The 15,035-nt window shown below is 63.9% G+C and carries 17 protein-coding genes and 1 tRNA gene; 9 read left to right on the top strand and 9 right to left on the bottom strand.

Translation table 11 applies throughout. The features are described from left to right. Nucleotides 1-126: 126 nt before the first annotated feature. Nucleotides 127-507: a thiol-disulfide oxidoreductase DCC family protein gene (locus tag XH79_RS27555; protein ID WP_271583929.1), complete on the top strand. Its 381-nt coding sequence runs from the start codon at nt 127-129 to the stop codon at nt 505-507. 18 nt (nt 508-525) lie between these two features. On the opposite strand, the gene XH79_RS27550 is transcribed toward XH79_RS27555, so the two are convergent. From XH79_RS27550 to XH79_RS27540, 3 genes are all read right to left on the bottom strand, one after another. Further along, the gene (locus XH79_RS27550; protein WP_212341679.1) at nt 526-762 is read right to left on the bottom strand and encodes a hypothetical protein; all 237 of its coding nucleotides are present in this window, start codon (nt 760-762) and stop codon (nt 526-528) included. A 534-nt stretch (nt 763-1,296) separates the two neighbouring features. Beyond that, nucleotides 1,297-1,629 (bottom strand): hypothetical protein, encoded by a 333-nt coding sequence (locus XH79_RS27545; RefSeq protein ID WP_212341678.1) that lies wholly within the window; start codon nt 1,627-1,629, stop codon nt 1,297-1,299. Between the two features lie 251 nt (nt 1,630-1,880). Next, nucleotides 1,881-2,816: an OmpA family protein gene (locus tag XH79_RS27540; protein WP_442869977.1), complete on the bottom strand. Its 936-nt coding sequence runs from the start codon at nt 2,814-2,816 to the stop codon at nt 1,881-1,883. A gap of 152 nt (nt 2,817-2,968) precedes the next feature. On the opposite strand from XH79_RS27540, the gene XH79_RS27535 reads away from it, so the two are divergent. Further along, nucleotides 2,969-3,775, top strand: coding sequence for a lytic murein transglycosylase (locus tag XH79_RS27535; RefSeq protein ID WP_271583639.1), 807 nt, complete (start codon nt 2,969-2,971; stop codon nt 3,773-3,775). 142 nt (nt 3,776-3,917) lie between these two features. Here the strand turns inward: XH79_RS27535 and XH79_RS27530 are convergent, their stop codons facing one another. Continuing rightward, complete coding sequence (locus tag XH79_RS27530; RefSeq protein WP_271583638.1) at nt 3,918-4,748, bottom strand: SDR family NAD(P)-dependent oxidoreductase; 831 nt, start codon at nt 4,746-4,748, stop codon at nt 3,918-3,920. Nucleotides 4,749-4,872: 124 nt separating this feature from the next. Between XH79_RS27530 and XH79_RS27525 the strand changes: the two genes are divergently transcribed. The 4 genes from XH79_RS27525 (at nt 4,873) to XH79_RS27510 (ending at nt 8,425) form a co-directional block, all read left to right on the top strand. Then, nucleotides 4,873-5,247, top strand: a complete 375-nt coding sequence (locus XH79_RS27525; protein ID WP_212341674.1) for a response regulator — start codon at nt 4,873-4,875, stop codon at nt 5,245-5,247. A 56-nt stretch (nt 5,248-5,303) separates the two neighbouring features. After that, nucleotides 5,304-5,915, top strand: a complete 612-nt coding sequence (locus XH79_RS27520; RefSeq protein ID WP_271583637.1) for a LysE family translocator — start codon at nt 5,304-5,306, stop codon at nt 5,913-5,915. 637 nt (nt 5,916-6,552) lie between these two features. Further along, entirely contained in the window at nt 6,553-7,764 is a 1,212-nt protein-coding gene (locus XH79_RS27515; RefSeq protein ID WP_271583636.1) for a GGDEF domain-containing protein, read from the top strand. A 34-nt stretch (nt 7,765-7,798) separates the two neighbouring features. Then, a complete protein-coding gene (locus tag XH79_RS27510; protein WP_271583635.1) occupies nt 7,799-8,425 on the top strand; it encodes a peptidoglycan recognition protein family protein in 627 nt (208 codons plus the stop codon). 18 nt (nt 8,426-8,443) lie between these two features. Here the strand turns inward: XH79_RS27510 and XH79_RS27505 are convergent, their stop codons facing one another. The 3 genes from XH79_RS27505 to XH79_RS27495 form a co-directional block, all read right to left on the bottom strand. Beyond that, nucleotides 8,444-8,785: a hypothetical protein gene (locus tag XH79_RS27505; RefSeq protein WP_212341668.1), complete on the bottom strand. Its 342-nt coding sequence runs from the start codon at nt 8,783-8,785 to the stop codon at nt 8,444-8,446. A 188-nt stretch (nt 8,786-8,973) separates the two neighbouring features. Further along, the gene (gene rpoH / locus XH79_RS27500; protein WP_018643767.1) at nt 8,974-9,873 is read right to left on the bottom strand and encodes an RNA polymerase sigma factor RpoH; all 900 of its coding nucleotides are present in this window, start codon (nt 9,871-9,873) and stop codon (nt 8,974-8,976) included. Between the two features lie 217 nt (nt 9,874-10,090). After that, nucleotides 10,091-11,098 carry an RluA family pseudouridine synthase gene (locus tag XH79_RS27495; protein ID WP_271583634.1) on the bottom strand — a complete coding sequence of 336 codons (1,008 nt, stop codon included), beginning with the start codon at nt 11,096-11,098 and terminating at the stop codon, nt 10,091-10,093. Here XH79_RS27495 and XH79_RS27490 point away from each other — a divergent pair. The 3 genes from XH79_RS27490 to XH79_RS27480 all read left to right on the top strand — a co-directional run bounded on the left by XH79_RS27490 (nt 11,097) and on the right by XH79_RS27480 (nt 13,664). After that, nucleotides 11,097-11,438 (top strand): hypothetical protein, encoded by a 342-nt coding sequence (locus tag XH79_RS27490; RefSeq protein ID WP_212341664.1) that lies wholly within the window; start codon nt 11,097-11,099, stop codon nt 11,436-11,438. The genes XH79_RS27495 and XH79_RS27490 overlap by 2 nt on opposite strands. Before the next feature lie 215 nt (nt 11,439-11,653). Beyond that, nucleotides 11,654-11,728: transfer RNA gene (locus XH79_RS27485), tRNA-Glu, on the top strand. A 118-nt stretch (nt 11,729-11,846) separates the two neighbouring features. Next, a complete protein-coding gene (locus XH79_RS27480; RefSeq protein ID WP_271583633.1) occupies nt 11,847-13,664 on the top strand; it encodes a UvrD-helicase domain-containing protein in 1,818 nt (605 codons plus the stop codon). Between the two features lie 137 nt (nt 13,665-13,801). Here XH79_RS27480 and XH79_RS27475 read toward each other — a convergent pair whose 3' ends face one another. Both XH79_RS27475 and XH79_RS27470 read right to left on the bottom strand, forming a co-directional pair. Further along, nucleotides 13,802-14,221 (bottom strand): CBS domain-containing protein, encoded by a 420-nt coding sequence (locus XH79_RS27475; protein WP_212341662.1) that lies wholly within the window; start codon nt 14,219-14,221, stop codon nt 13,802-13,804. 164 nt (nt 14,222-14,385) lie between these two features. Continuing rightward, on the bottom strand, nt 14,386-14,856 hold the full coding sequence (locus tag XH79_RS27470; protein ID WP_212341661.1) for an aminoacyl-tRNA deacylase: 471 nt from the start codon (nt 14,854-14,856) through the stop codon (nt 14,386-14,388). Between the last annotated feature and the right edge of the window lie 179 nt (nt 14,857-15,035).

The raw sequence follows: 15,035 nt of genomic DNA, 5'->3' as shown, positions 1-15,035 counted from the left end.
CCCGCCGTTTTTCTTTATACTGGCGCCGGGATTTCTTCGGGGCGATAGTGGCAAACTATTCGCTGCCGTTGTTTGCTCGTTCTGCTTTTGTGGCTGTTTCCGCTTGGTTTCCAACCCCGTCAGGCGATGCCCGACCCTCATCTCACCGTCTGGTACAACACCCGCTGCCCCGTCTGCGACGCCGGCATCGACTGGCAGCGCAACAAGCTGCTGGCGCTGGTGCGGGCGGGCACGGTCGAGTTCAAGGACATTAACGAGCAGCCCGACGCGCTGGCGCAGTTTGGCGCTTCGCTCGATGACATCAGGCGGCGCCTGCATGCGACTGACGAGACCGGTCGGCTCATCGTCGGTGCGGATGTCGCGATTGCGTTGTGGCTGATAACGCCGGGGGAGGGGTGGCTTGCGTCGCTGTTCGGCAATCGCGCGGCGCTGCCGTTCACGCGGTTCTTCTATGACCGGTTTGCCGATCTGCTGTTTGCCTGGAATAAGCGGAGCGGGCGCTGGTGAGCGCCTGCCGATGTCGGCCTACTTCTTCTTCGCCCCCACCCGATCGAGGCTCTTGATCGCCAGCGGCGGGCGGCCGCTCTTCTCCGCGATCTCGCGGTCCTGCTCCATGATGAAGCTGCGGGCGGGCTCGTCGCCGTCGAGGCCGCCGAGCAGCTCGGTGGGCACGCGGCGATTGGAGCGCTGGGAGCCGTCTTCATAGACGACGTTGAAGAAGGCGAATTCGCCTTTGGGGTTGGTTCCGGGTTTTTTGGCCATGGCGGCTTGTCGTCGATCAGGACGCCGCAGTCAAATGGCTTTCGCGATTGTCCGCATGCAGCCGTGGTCTTGCGGATCTCTCCGCGCCGTCGATCGGCGACACTTTTTGCAGGAGGGAAGCTGTTTGCAGGATGCAAGCGCCGTGCGCTTTTCGAAGGTCCGGTGCGAACCCTCAATAAACGGCGGGCCGCAAAGCCCGCCGTCTATTTTTGGTCTTCAGTGTCGCCCGGGGCTGGCAGGGCAACAACCTAAAATAGAATGTTATAGATTGCGTCATGCCGTGGCAAGCCAAATCGCGAGAGCGCTGGTGTCGCAGCGAGCGCAGCAGATATGCAGCGATCGTGAAAATCGAGTTCCCATGCAGATCGAAGCAATTGTTTGGATTATCAAAGCACTTTGTTCATCTTGCTGTTGTCGCAATGCAGCGGGCGTTGCGCGCCCCGTAGGGAATTGCGTTCCGCTGCACCTCTTCCGTCTGCTGCAGACCAACGGTTCCCTCGGGTGGAGACGAGTTCCATCGCCGCGGTGGATATCTCACCGCGTGCGCGGGCGCTGCGCCATCTCCTGAACGGCGAGCCGCGATCCGCCGCCGCGCTTGCCATCATCCTCTTTACGTCCCTGCGCCATGATCGCGCTGCCCATTGCGGCGGAACCGAAGGTGATGAGGAAGGAGGCGAGCAGCAGAACAAGCGCGATGCCCGGCGTGCGGTCGGCGAAGATCAGCTCGCGCAGATGCCCGGGGTTAAGCCAGAGCAGCCCGCCGACCAGCAGCACTGCCGCGCAGGCGCCGATCGCAAGATTGATGGCGAGCAGGCGGAACAGCGGGATGCGAAAGAGGCGGGGTGATGTGGGCTTGATATTGGGCATCGCTGATTGCCTCATGCTCGGCAGCGCGGCGAGAGCATCAACATTATAGCGGCAACTCTCTCATCCGTCTTTCCGGGGCGCGACGAAGTCGCGAACCCGGAATCCATTCATCCACCAGCTCTGCCGCTCAATGGATTCCGGGTTCGCGCTATGCGCGCCCCGGAATGACGAGAGGAGAGGGCGCAGGCTCTCCCTCGCATGTTGCCCGCCTAGCGATGTTGATGCGCATCAAACTCGCGAGTGCATCCCCATCACGGCGCCACCAGCTCCACCCGCCGGTTCAGCGCGCGGCCGGCATCCGTTGCATTCGAGCCGACCGGTGCCAGCAATCCGACGCCGGCGGTGCGCAGCCGCCCTTGCGCGATGCGAAAGCTCTTCACCAACTCGGCGGCAACCGCCTCGGCGCGGCGCTTGGAGAGGTCGAGATTGTATTCGTAGGCGCCCTGGCTGTCGGTGTGGCCGACGATGAAGACGCTGAGCTGTGGCTGGCTGGTCAAGAGCTTTGCAATCTGCTCCAGCGTCGGGCGGCTCTCCGGCTTCAGCACCGCCTTGTCGGTGTCGAAATAGATGCCGTAGAGCGCGATGTGGCCCGTCTCACCAAGACCCTTCGCCATCGCGGCGGCATCGACCATCTTGTTGGCGATCGCGCCCAGCTCGGCGACGGTGACCTGCGCGTAGATCTCCTGGTTGTTCTGGCTGACGAGGACGCTGGCATAGGTCTCGCGCCCGCCTTCGCTCTTGCGGCCGGCGAAATAGCGGTAGTTGAAGCCGTCGATCCACATCTGCGGGATCGGCAGCGTGTCGACGCTCTCGGTAAAGGGGATGGCGCCGCAGGCTTCGGTGTCGCAGGCGAGCAACGTCTCGAACCCGGCCTTTGCGAGCTGCGTCTCGAAATTGCGCGACACTTCCAGGATCGAGGGGCCGGGATTGGTGCGATAGGCGATGCGGACGATGCGGCCTTCGAGCCGGCGGGCATCGGTGGGCTGGCCGTCCTTGAAGGGAGCCGCCTGCATCCGCGCCGCATCAAAATCCTTCACCACATAGCCGGTGATGACACTGCCGGTGAACCGGCCGATGCCGGGATAATCGCGCGCGCCGGCGACATCGCGGGTTTGCGCGGTGGCGGTGGTGACGGCGTGGAACGAGACCAAGGCGAGGACAGCAAGCATCCGGTACGGAATGGGCATGGTCATCTCGATTCGTTGGGGACGGGGTGAGCGCTCCCTTTAGTCGCACCCGGCGCATGGTTGGTTCTGGCGAGGTTTTGCCGCTTTGACGCGAATCCTGTTCCCGGGCATGATCCGCGTTCCCTACGCATATTTTCAGAGGATTTCCCCGCATGTTGAGATCGCTTCTCGCCACCGCCGTCGTCCTTTCGCTGGCCGGCGGCTCGGCGCAGGCCGCGCGCTGCGGCGGCGACTTCAACGGCTTCATCGCCACCATGGCCTCGGAGGCGCAAGCGGCCGGCGTTTCGGCGGGCGTGACCAGTGCGGCGTTCAGCGGCATCACCCAGGATGGCGCCGTGCTCGCCTTCGACCGGCGCCAGCGCTACACCTTCAACAAGAGCTTTGAGCAGTATGTCTCGACCCGCGTCGGTCCGGGCCGCATCAATGGCGGCAGGGCGCTGCTGCAGCGTCACGCCGCGCTGCTCTCGCGCATCGAGCAGCAGTTCGGCGTGCCGCGCTATATCCTGGTCGCGATCTGGGGGCTGGAGAGCGATTTCGGCAAGGGCGACATCGGCAAGCTGCCAGTGATCCGCACGCTGGCGACGCTGGCACATGACTGCCGCCGCACCGACCTGTTCCAGGGCGAGCTGCTCGCCGCGCTCAAGATCGTGCAGCGCGGCGACCTGCCGCTGCGCGACCTCATCGGCGCCTATGCCGGCGAGATCGGCCAGACCCAGTTCCTGCCGTCGTCCTATATCAAGTACGGCGTTGATTTCGATGGCGACGGCCATGTCGACCTCCGCCACAGCGTCCCCGACGTGCTCGCCTCGACCGCGAACCTCTTGCACACCAGCGGCTTCAAGATGGGCCAGCCCTACGGCGAAGGCACCGCCAATTTCGAGGCGATGCGCGAGTGGAACAGGGCGGTGGTCTACCGCAAGACCATCGGCTATTTCGCGGACCGGCTCGCGGGGCAGTGAGTACCCACACGGTCTTGTAGGGTGGGCAAAGGCGCGAAGCGCCGTGCCCACGATTTCCATCGGTTGTCGGAAGTCGTGGGCACGCTACGCTTTGCCCACCCTACGGCAGCGAAGGGCGAGGCAACGCCATCGCGTCCCCGGCTCACTTCCCCTTCGCCATCTTTTCCAGCCTGCGCTGCAGCGGCGCCCAATACGTTCCCGGGCGGAAGCGCTGCAAGATGTCCATGAAGCGGGCGTCGTTGCCTATCAGGATGCGGGGCTCGTTTCTCTCGATGCCCTTGATGATGCGCAGCGCCGCATCCTTGGGCGTGGTCTTCGCCGCGTTTTCGAAGCGCTCGATCATCTGCGCGCGGCGCGCATTGTCGGTGACGCCGGCCCCGGCGCGTGAATTGTGCGCGATCGAGGTTGCGATACCGCCGGGATGCACCACCGCCAGTTTGACCGGACTGCCCGCAACTGCAAGCTCGTGCCGCACGCTCTCGGAAAAGCCGCGCACCGCGAATTTTGCCGCGGCATAGGCCGATTGCCCCGGCGGGGCGATGATGCCGAAGATCGACGAGATGTTGACGATGTGCGCCTCAGGCAGCGTCTTCAGGTGCGGCAGGAAGGCGCGCGTGCCGTGCACCACGCCCCAGAAATTGATGCCGAACAGCCACTCCATCTGCGCCTGGTCGATCTCCTCGAACGTGCCCAGCAGCGCCACGCCGGCATTGTTGACGACGAGGCCGAGCGTGGGATGCGCCGCGATCGCCTCGGCCGCGAATTGCGCGATGTCGTCACGCTCGCCGACGTCGACGCGATGCAGGCTGATCTTGCGCGCTTGTCCGATCTCGGTGGCGAGCGTCTTCAGTCCGGCCTCGTCGCGATCGGCGAGCGCGAGATCGCAGCCGCGCTGGGCCAGCTCGATGGCCAGCGCGCGACCGATGCCGCTGGCAGCTCCCGTTACGGCGGCGGCGCCGCGAATCGCAGTCATGAAATCCCCCGTCAAGTCCCCGGGTCATGGAACCACGGTTTACATTTTTTTGAAATGAAACCGAACCGTAGCCGCTCGGGGTTTTTAACATAGGTTACCGACGCAGGTATTTTGGGAGCCGTCGATGGGACAAGCAAAGCCATTTCGCGCGACAGCGCTCATCGTTGAAGACGACGCCATGCAGCGCGAGATGCTGTGTGTCCTGCTGGAAGAGAGCGGCTATCAGGTCATTCAGTGCGAAAGCGCCGAGGCGGCCGAACGCGTGCTGGATAAGAATGCCGGTGCGCTATGCCTGATGCTGACCGACGTGCAGCTTGCGGGGCGCATGAACGGCGTCGAGCTTGCGTATGTCGCCAAGGATCGCAATCCGAAGCTCGACGTCGTCGTCACCTCCGGGCGTCCCTTGAAACAGCCCTTGCCGGACGGGGCGAAATTCTGGGCCAAGCCGTGGGCGCCGCTCGATGTGCTGCGCGAGGCCGAGATCGCACAGCTGTCCTGAGGACCGATCGCGCCGCCCGACTTTCCTGCCGCGAGGCGGGGTGATAGCGTTGGCCCATGTCCTGGTCCTTCCTGCTTACCTCGCTGATCGTGGTCGCCTCGCCCGGCACCGGCGTGCTCTACACCTTGGCGGCGGCACTGACGCGCGGCTCGCGCGCCAGTCTCGCTGCCGCCTTCGGCTGCACGCTCGGGATTGTGCCGCACATGTGTGCTGCGATGCTCGGGCTTGCCGCCGTGCTCCACACCAGCGCGCTCGCCTTCGCCGCGCTGAAATGGGGCGGCGTGCTCTATCTGCTCTACATGTCCTGGCAGGCGCTACGCGAAACCGGGGCGCTGGCGGTAGAGGGCGAGATCCGCGAGCGGTCGAGCGGCCGGGTCGTCGTCACCGGCTTCCTGATCAACATCCTCAATCCCAAACTGTCGATCTTCTTCCTCGCCTTCCTGCCGCAGTTCATCGCGGCGGACGAGACCCATGTGCTGGCGCGGATGCTCGAATTGAGCGGTGCCTTCATGGCGATGACCTTTGTGGTGTTCGCCGTCTATGGCCTGTGTGCCGCCTTGGTCCGCGAGCGCGTCATCTCCCGCCCCGCCGTGATGGCCTGGCTGCGTCGCAGCTTTGCGGCGGGCTTTGCCGCACTCGGCGCCAAGCTGGCATTTGCGGAAAGGTAGGTTTCAACCTCTCCCCGCGAAGGGCGGGGAGAGGGAGTGAGAGAGCGGAGCTCGTCGCCAAGCAGCCAATAAAAAAGCGGGCCTCGCGCCCGCTACCTTCAAACTCTTCCATCCGACGCCCGGGCGGAGCCAGGCTCCACCCGGGCAAAGAAAAAGAAGCCTCGTTACTTCTTCTTCGCCTTCTTGGCCTTTTTCGCCTTCTTCTTCGCCGCCTTCTTCGCTTTCTTAGCCATAGTATCCTCTTAGGGGTTAATGGTGGAACGCGACACGAGGGATGCTCGGCGGAGGGCCAGCCTCGCAATATCCTCGACCATAAACTCAGCAGATTCGCAGGGCTCTGCCCTGTGCTGTCACATCCGTGTCATCGCGTTATCCACAGCTCAGATGCATTTTCGGGTGATTTTTGCCCGCGAATCCGCATCAAGCGCGTCGCGCGGGACGGCGGCGGCATGCCTAACGATCCGACAACGCGGCCGCGCCGTTCATGAATCCAAAACCAAAGGCGCGCTTTGAAGGATCGCAGTGAGACTCCGTTAAGCGCAGGGCGCGCAATATTCCCCGCAAGAAGACGGGGATGGGTCATGGACGGACGGCTGCCAGGAATGGGGGAGGCGACGCTGCGCGCGCTGTGCTCACCATGCTGAACGTACCGACACTCTGGACGGTCTTCGTCGTCAACTTCCTCGCGCTCGGCCTGATCTGGGCCTATGTGACGCGCTCCTATCCGAAATTCGCGGCTGCGCGGTTCTGGATGGCATCGTCCTTCGTCGGCGCGGCCGGCGCGATGACGGCCCTGATCCGCCTGTTCGTCACATCCCCCGTGCCGCTTCTGCTCGGCGCTGCCGGCGTCATGGCGGCGAGCTGCTTCGCCGCCATGGGCATTCAGCGCTTCTATGGTCGGCCGGTCTCGTGGCGCATCATGATCGCGACGGAATGCCTGAGCCTTGCCGGCGTCGTGTTCTTCATGATCGGCTTCGAGCACATGCAGCTGCGCATGCTCAGCTACACGATCGGTCAGGGGCTGCCGCTGGTGCTGGCGCTGCATCTGCTGCTGTCGCCGCCGGAGGGCCGCGTCAGCCCGGGCGCGCGGCTGTCCGGCATCGTCATCCTCAGCATCATCGGGCTTCTCATGGTGCGTACGGTCGGCAACCTGCTCGGCTACGATTTCTCGGCGATCGCGGGCGGTCAGAACCATGCCGTCATGGTGCTGGGGCTCCTGTTCCTGTCGATGACGCTCAATTTCGGCTTCCTGCTGATGGCGATGGACCGGCTGCGGGGTGAGGTCGCCGACCTCGCGCTGCTCGACGATCTCACTGGCGTCGCCAACCGGCGCCATCTGCTGCAGCGCCTGTCCGAGGAATGCGCCCGCTCGGAGCGCAGCGGCGAGCCGTTCTCGCTGCTGGTGATCGACTTCGACGGCTTCAAGACCATCAACGACACCCACGGCCACGCCGCGGGCGACGAGTGCCTGCGCCACTTCACCCTGATGGCGCAGACGCGGTTGCGGCCCGGCGACATGCTCGCCCGCACCGGCGGCGACGAGTTCTGCATCGTGCTGCCGTCGTCGTCCCTGCGCGAGGGGGCCGCGATCGCCCGCCGCGTGCTCGAGGTCTGCCGCCAGGATGCCGCCGCCTGCACGGCCAAGGAGATTCCGATTGCGATCTCGATCGGCGTCGCCGAGTGGGACCGCGGCATCGGCCAATTCCCGGATCGCCTGATCGCGCATGCCGATCACGCCCTCTATGCCGCCAAGAAGAACGGCAAGAACGATTTCGCGGTCTACGATCCGGCCCCGCCGCTCGCGCCGGAGCCGATCGGGCTCGCCGAGAGCAAGCGCACATTCGCATAAAGCCTGCTACGATTGGGTCCGTTATTGGATCCGCATGATGATGTCTCGCCTGCTCGCGGCCATTCTCGCCGCACTCTTCCTGACCGCACCAGCCGCCGCAACCGATGCCGAGCTTGCGACGATCGCACGCGCCTCCGGCACGCCCGACATTCCGGGGCTGAAGATCGTCTGGCTCGCGCCGTGGGGCGATGTCCGCAGCGCCCATCCTTGGCGCAACATCATCGTGCACCAGACCGAGGGGCCGGCAGGCTCGGCACGCGGCGGGGCCGCGGAGCAATCGAAGAATCCGACGCGCCGCGGCGTCACGGTGTGGGTCGAGACCGACGGCACGGTCTATTGGGCCGTCGCCGAGAACCTGGTGCCGACCCACGGCGACGGCGCCAACCGCAACGACAACAAGTACATCGACAACAGGCCGACCTATCGCCAGGTCGTGCGCGACAATTCGATCGGCGTCGAGTTCGCCGGCAACTATCCGGATGTCACGACGGGACCGACAGAGGCGCAGGTCGCGGCGTGGAGGATTCTCGTCAAGGTGCTGCGCGCGCGCTACGACATCCCGCTCGACCGCGTCTATGCGCACAACTGGATCGACTACAAGGACGCGCGCTATTGCGAAGGCTGCTGGCTCGCGACGCTGGCGAGGATCTGGGGGGAGTAGAAGGTGCGCCCTTAGCGACTACACCGGCTGCGCCATCCAGCTGAACAGTCGCCGGATCAAGCCCGGCCGCCGCGGCACTTCCGGTGGCCCGTCGGCGGCGAGCACGCGTTTGAAGAAGTAGTCCAGGAACACCATGTCGTTCGGCTCAGTGACGGTGAAGGTCTCTTCGCCGAAGAACACGCTGTAACTGAAGAAGAACGGGCCCATGAGCGGGATCGTCGCTGTGCCCGCATAGTCCTTGGAGATCACGAACTCGGACGGCTCGAGCCCATGCTCGCGCATCGCCTGCTCGACCAGCGGCAGCTTGCGCATGAACTGGGCTGAGAAGCCGCCGACGGTGGATTGCAGGATGATCGACACGGTGCGTGTCCGTTCTCTGGATGTGGGTCCGACAAGAGTTTGTCGGGCGACCCGTCGCAGGCGTTCAAGGGCCCGCCGGCGTCTCCGCGAAACGTGCCGCAGCTCGCACCCCAAAACAAAAAAGCCGGCGTTGCCGCCGGCTTTTCGTCTCTTTCGATCCGCCAATCTCTTACCGCGGCAAGCCTCGCTTAATGCGCGGCTTCCAGCGCGGCTTGTTCCTGCCTTGCGATCGTGCCCTTGACCGCGGACTGCACCTTCTCGAAGGCGCGGACCTCGATCTGGCGGACGCGCTCGCGCGACACGCCGAACTCGGCGGCAAGGTCTTCCAGCGTCATCGGCTCATCGGCGAGGCGGCGGGCCTCGAAGATGCGGCGTTCGCGCGGGTTGAGCACGCCCATGGCGCCGTTCAGCGCGTCACGGCGGTGATCATACTCCTCGTGCTCCGCCATCAAGGCTTCCTGGTTGGGCGTGTTGTCGACCAGCCAATCCTGCCATTCGCCGGCTTCGCCGTCATCGCGGATCGGGGCGTTGAGCGACGCGTCGCCACCGAGGCGGCGGTTCATGTCGATCACGTCCTGGTCCGTCACGCCGAGCCGCTTGGCAATGGTCGCGACCTGGTCGGGGCGGAGATCGCCCTCGTCCAGCGCGTTGATCTTGCTCTTCGCCTTGCGCAGGTTGAAGAACAGCTTCTTCTGGTTCGCGGTGGTGCCCATCTTCACGAGCGACCAGGAACGCAGGATGTACTCTTGAATCGACGCCTTGATCCACCACATGGCGTAGGTGGCGAGACGGAACCCCTTCTCGGGTTCGAAACGCTTCACCGCCTGCATCAGGCCGACATTGCCTTCCGAGACGACCTCGGAGATCGGCAGGCCGTAGCCGCGATAGCCCATGGCGATCTTGGCCACGAGGCGGAGATGGCTGGTGACGAGTTGGTGCGCCGCGTCGCGATCGTCATGCTCGCGCCAACGCTTGGCGAGCATGTATTCCTGCTGGGGTTCCAGCATCGGGAATTTGCGGATCTCGGCGAGGTAGCGAGAAAGGCCGGATTCTCCATTGAGGACCGGCAAAGCAGCGGTACGGGCCATAGTGCGCCCTCCAAAGGTTCAGGCCCCCGATAGCGGCGGGCCAGGCAGACGACCGCTGTGTCAAAGCCGGCCGGGCTGCGATGTTCCGCGCTGGTCATTTCCAACGCAGGCGCAATATACCCCATGGGGGGTCGAAAAGGGAAGGATTGCTGACGTCACGTCCCCGTGTGGCAGCTATAACTTTTTGTAATGTAACGGCTTTCTTAAGTGGCCTGCGTCATAGCGCCGCTTTGAGGGCACCCTCCAGGAGAAGCAAATCCTCCGGCAGAGGCGCCTCCCAGTGGAGTAATTCTCCCGTCCTCGGGTGCTCCAATACCAGCAGATAAGCATGCAGCGCCTGTCGCCCAAGCGCGGTCAAGGCCTCCCGCGAGTCCGGCCCCAGCTGGTTCGCCTTGGTCTTGAAATGCGGGCCATAGACGGCGTCGCCCATCAGGGGGTGGCCGATATGGGCGAGGTGGACGCGGATCTGGTGGGTGCGCCCGGTCTCGAGCTCGCAGGCGAGCAGGGCGGCCACGCCCTTGCCGTCGCGACCTGCAAAACTCTCCAGGATCTCCCAATGCGTCACCGCCTCGCGGCCGCCCTGGCGCACCGCCATCTTCTCGCGGGCATGCGGATGGCGGTCGATCGGCGCATCGACCGTGCCGCGATGCCGGTTCGGCACCCCCCAGGCGAAGGCCATGTAGCCGCGCCGCATCTCGCCGGTGCGGCCGTGGTCGGCGAATTGCGCGGACAGCGAGGCGTGGGCGAGGTCGTTCTTGGCGACCACCATCAGCCCTGTCGTGTCCTTGTCCAGCCGGTGCACGATGCCGGGCCGACGTACTCCGCCGATGCCCGACAGCGAAGCGCCGCAATGGGCGATCAGCGCGTTGACCAGCGTGCCGGTCTCGTGCCCGGCCGCGGGGTGGACGACCAGGCCCTTGGGCTTGTTGATGACGATGATGTCGTCGTCCTCGAACACGATATCGAGGGCGATATCCTCGCCTTTCGGCTCGGCGGGCGCGGCCTCCGGCACGTCGATTATGATCGTATCGCCGGAGGCGACGTGATAAGCGGGGTCGCGGATGGCGGAAGCCTTCAGGCTCACCGCGCCCGCCAAAATCAGGGCTTTCAGCCTCGATCGCGACAGCTCGGTGAGGTGCGCCGCCAGCACGCGGTCGAGCCGGGGCGAGCCCTCGTCGCCGGCGACGACAACCTCCAACCTTTGCGCTGACCCAGAGTTTTCCATGACGACCGAAACCGCTATTCCCGAACCGACCCCCGAGCAGGCCGCGCTGTTCGCGCGGGTGCGGCGGATGATGCTGATCGCGGGGTTGACCACGGCGCTGGCGATCTGCGCCGTTCTGATCGCGGTGGGCTACCGCCTTTTCAAGTCGGAGGGAAGGGCGGTCGAGGCGGCTGGCGACGTCATCGCCACCCTGCCCAAGGGCGCCAGGATCGTCTCGACCGGGGTCGCCGGCGACCGCCTCGTGGTCACGCTCGATATCGGCGGGGTCACCGAGATCCGCACTTTTGATGCCCACACTCTGAAGCCGGCTGGGAAGCTCAAATTTGCCAATGAGCCGTAACGGAGGCCCCGGAAACTCACCCCGTCGTCGTCCTGGCGAAAGCCAGGATCCATAACCACAGGCGGGTATGGTTACGGGGACTCGGAGTTAACTCTGCGCGCAACAATTGCGTCTTGGGGTAATGGGTTCTGGCCTTCGCCAGGACGACGGCGGGGAGAAACCCGTGAATCCCACCTTGCCGCCGGCAAAATTCGCGGCTATGTCGTACGCCTCACGCTCCCTTCGTCTAGCGGTTAGGACGCGGCCCTCTCAAGGCTGAAACAGGGGTTCGATTCCCCTAGGGAGCGCCAGACAAATCCTAAGCCATTGAAAAGCTGCACACTCTAGGCAACCATGTGGGCCTGGAGAGACCGCTCTGCTACGCACGTAGCCCACGAGGTGGTCTGCAATGGTGCTCGCGGTCGTAACATGGCCACCCTGATCCCCAGTCTCGGCTTCGCACGCTTCGACAGTCGTGGGGAACTGCGACTTGCGGAACGGCTCAAGGACTTCCTCGAAGAGAACGCTGTCGTTTGGCACAATCTCCCTGTCGGCCCTCACAACCGGCATCCGGATTTTATCATCGTTCATCCCGCGAACGGCCTGCTCGTGCTCGAGGTGAAAGACTGGCGCCTGGAGACGATTGTTTCGGCGGACAAGACGAAGGTCGAGTTGCTGACCAGCCGTGGTGTCGTACGGGAGAGCAATCCCCTCGAGCAGGCTCGCGGGTATACGTTCGAGGTCGTACGCACGCTGGAGCGCGATGGACAATTGTTGTTTCCGCATGGTCATCGCTTTGTGGGCCGGCCCATTGTTCCGTTCGGCTTCGGGGCCGTATTCACGAACATCACGCGCAAGCAGTTCGATCAGACCAATCTCAAGGAGGTGCTGGCCGGGCATCTGTGTCTTTTCAAGGATGAAATGACGGAGACCTCAGATCCCGAAGAATTCCGCACCGGATTGTGGAACATGGTTCATCCGCGGCCCGAAGAGCCGCTGTCCATGCCGCAGTTCGACCGCCTGAGGGCGCTGCTCTTTCCGGAAATCCGCATACGACAGATTGCGTTGCCCCTGGACGACGCACCCGCGGCCGATCCTTCGGACCGGACGCTTGCAGTCATGGACCTGCATCAGGAGCAGTTCGCGCGCAGTCTGGGAGAGGGGCATCGAATTATTCGCGGCGTCGCCGGATCGGGCAAGACCCTGATCCTTGCCTTTCGAGCCGAGTATCTGGCACGTGCGGCAGCAAAGCCGGTGCTCATCCTGTGTTACGCCAATGGCATCGCCGGGCGGCTTGAGGATGCCATGCAGAGCAGAGGCGTGGAGAACCGCGTTCAGGTCCTCACTTTTCATTCCTGGTGTTACCGGATGCTGCGGACTTATGGGGTCCCCATCCCATCGGAGCGAGAATATCCGGACTACGCAAAGCGACTGGCTGCTAGCGTTTCGGAGGTCATGAAGGCGGTAGATCAAGGCCATATCCCGACGGAGCAGTACGACGCTGTCCTGATCGACGAGGCACACGACTTCGAGCCGCAATGGCTCGCGCTCGCGGCCAAGATGGTGAACCCGCGCACGAAGGCGCTGATGGTCGTCTACGACGACATCCAGGCCATCTACAGGGGGCGTGAACGCCCGGTATGGAGTCAGCTCGGAATCGAGGCCAAGGGCAGAACGAGCGTATTGAAAGTCAACTACCGCAACACCGCGCAAATCGTTGCCTTCGCGAAACGCTTCGCAGCGGACGTCATTGGCGCTCCGGGCATCACGGCCGACGATGAGCACGCCATCCTGCTGCCCGAAGATGCGGGCCGGCAGGGCGTGGAGCCGGCCGTGCGGCGATGCGTGAGCATCGACGCAGAAGCTCACTGCGTCGCCGAGTGGTTTCTCGATAGGAAAAAGGCCGGGTACGAGTGGTCGCAGATGGCGTGTCTCTACCCCGAGCACTGGATCGGCGGGCGGGTCGCGCAGATACTCGCCAGGCATGATGTGCCAATCGATATGGCCAAGGACAATCGCAACAGAGTTTCGGTCAAGCGGGTGGCCGTGCGGTTTTTGAGCATGCACACCGCGAAAGGGCTGGAGTTTCCCTGCGTCGCTATTGCCGGCTTGGGCTTGCTTGGCCGCCACGGCGAGACCGTCGAGGAATGTGTCCGGCTGACCTATGTTGGGATTACCCGGGCGACTCACGAGGCGTTCCTGACGTACTCGAGTGAGTCGGAATTGGTGCAGCGTTTGATTGCGTAGGCGCAAAATCAACCACATCGCGCCGCAGCTTCTGGGCCGCGCGATGGTTGCATGACGAGCGCATGGCTCGGGCTCCCCTCAGCGCCTGTTCGAGCGGCGATCGCGAGGAGCCCTAGCCGTAGGTTCCGGCCACAAGTTCAGTGATGCGCCGAAACGCTCCTGACGGTCTCTGTCAGCATATCACCTGACGAGGAATGGCTGACGTCACCCAGACTGATGATGCCGACCATCCGCTTGCTCTTGTTGATCACCGGCAGCCTGCGGACCTGCAGCTTCTCCATATGGTGCATCGCCTTGGCGAGGTCATCGTCCTCGCGGCAGCAATGGATGCCCTCGGTCATCACGTCGCGCGCCTTCGCGCGGCCGGCATCGAAGCTGTGGCTCGCGAGTCCTTTGCAGACGATGTCGCGGTCGGTCACCATTCCGACCAGCTTGTCATCCTCGCCAATCGGAATGCAGCCGATGTCATGCGCCCGCATCAGCTTGGCAAGCTCGGTTATTGGGGTGTCGGGGCTGACCCAGTCGACACCCTTGTGCATCACGTCTTTGACTTTCATGGCGAGCCTCCGTTCGTGGGTTTCAAGTGCGTTGATGCAATGCAGCGGCACCCTCAGACAAATTCAGACGCTCTCGCCGCCACCCTGCTGAACAGTATGACGGCGACCTCGTGGCCAGAGTTCCCGCCCAGGATCGCAACGGCAATGGGCGGTGTACAAAATCCTCAGTCATGCGCGCTGAAGCGCCCGTGCGGTGCGTTGGCCGTCAGGCGCGCAAACTGCGTGTGACCCATATGAAGCAGCGTCTCATGATCGCCGGCTTCCATATAGATGTCCGGCTGTGCGTCGATGCTGTCGTCGACGATGATGTCCAATCCGTAGCATTTGCCGACGGCAGGAACTGCACCGTGTGCACAGTCGCTGAACAGCCGATTGATCTCGGTTTCATCAGCCATGTGGACATTGTCGCCGAGGCTTGTCCTCAGGTCCGACAGGCGGAGGTGATGCGATGCGGGCAGGATGGCCAGCATGTATCCGCCGTCGCGCCGCAACACGATGCCCTTGGCGAGGCGGTCGCCCGAGATATGGCATGCCTCGGCCGTTCGAGCGGACGTCATGCTGAGTTCATGCGGGATCACCTCGTACTGGATGTTCTCGGCGGCTAGGTATTTCTGGAGCGTGGGAGCAATGGCCATGACATCACCTCCGATGCTGAACGGAAACCATCCACCGTGAGGTCTTCCCTGCAGACCATCGGCATAGGATGGACGGCTACCTGATTATAGACCCGGGATCGTCGGGATACGAGTGCTGTCGGCGGTAGAGTTGGCGAGCGCCGCCCGACCGCGAAATCGAGGGGCGGGCGTCCCTCATT

It is taken from the genome of Bradyrhizobium sp. CCBAU 45389 (assembly GCF_028128625.1).
Taxonomy (GTDB): Bacteria; Pseudomonadota; Alphaproteobacteria; order Rhizobiales; family Xanthobacteraceae; genus Bradyrhizobium; species Bradyrhizobium liaoningense_B.
The sequence above is the reverse complement of the archived record's forward strand: the minus strand, read 5'-3'. Positions and strand labels throughout refer to the sequence as shown.

Bases quoted from the DNA above. Each gene is read 5' to 3' on its own strand.
- XH79_RS27550 (WP_212341679.1), bottom strand. From the start codon at position 762: ATGGCCAAAAAACCCGGAACCAACCCCAAAGGCGAATTCGCCTTCTTC.
- XH79_RS27525 (WP_212341674.1), top strand. From the start codon at position 4,873: ATGGGACAAGCAAAGCCATTTCGCGCGACAGCGCTCATCGTTGAAGAC.
- XH79_RS27545 (WP_212341678.1), bottom strand. From the start codon at position 1,629: ATGCCCAATATCAAGCCCACATCACCCCGCCTCTTTCGCATCCCGCTG.
- XH79_RS27535 (WP_271583639.1), top strand. From the start codon at position 2,969: ATGTTGAGATCGCTTCTCGCCACCGCCGTCGTCCTTTCGCTGGCCGGC.
- XH79_RS27490 (WP_212341664.1), top strand. From the start codon at position 11,097: ATGACGACCGAAACCGCTATTCCCGAACCGACCCCCGAGCAGGCCGCG.
- XH79_RS27540 (WP_442869977.1), bottom strand. From the start codon at position 2,816: ATGCCCATTCCGTACCGGATGCTTGCTGTCCTCGCCTTGGTCTCGTTC.
- XH79_RS27515 (WP_271583636.1), top strand. From the start codon at position 6,553: ATGCTGAACGTACCGACACTCTGGACGGTCTTCGTCGTCAACTTCCTC.
- XH79_RS27520 (WP_271583637.1), top strand. From the start codon at position 5,304: ATGTCCTGGTCCTTCCTGCTTACCTCGCTGATCGTGGTCGCCTCGCCC.
- XH79_RS27510 (WP_271583635.1), top strand. From the start codon at position 7,799: ATGATGATGTCTCGCCTGCTCGCGGCCATTCTCGCCGCACTCTTCCTG.
- XH79_RS27480 (WP_271583633.1), top strand. From the start codon at position 11,847: ATGGCCACCCTGATCCCCAGTCTCGGCTTCGCACGCTTCGACAGTCGT.
- rpoH (WP_018643767.1), bottom strand. From the start codon at position 9,873: ATGGCCCGTACCGCTGCTTTGCCGGTCCTCAATGGAGAATCCGGCCTT.
- XH79_RS27555 (WP_271583929.1), top strand. From the start codon at position 127: ATGCCCGACCCTCATCTCACCGTCTGGTACAACACCCGCTGCCCCGTC.
- XH79_RS27530 (WP_271583638.1), bottom strand. From the start codon at position 4,748: ATGACTGCGATTCGCGGCGCCGCCGCCGTAACGGGAGCTGCCAGCGGC.
- XH79_RS27470 (WP_212341661.1), bottom strand. From the start codon at position 14,856: ATGGCCATTGCTCCCACGCTCCAGAAATACCTAGCCGCCGAGAACATC.
- XH79_RS27475 (WP_212341662.1), bottom strand. From the start codon at position 14,221: ATGAAAGTCAAAGACGTGATGCACAAGGGTGTCGACTGGGTCAGCCCC.
- XH79_RS27495 (WP_271583634.1), bottom strand. From the start codon at position 11,098: ATGGAAAACTCTGGGTCAGCGCAAAGGTTGGAGGTTGTCGTCGCCGGC.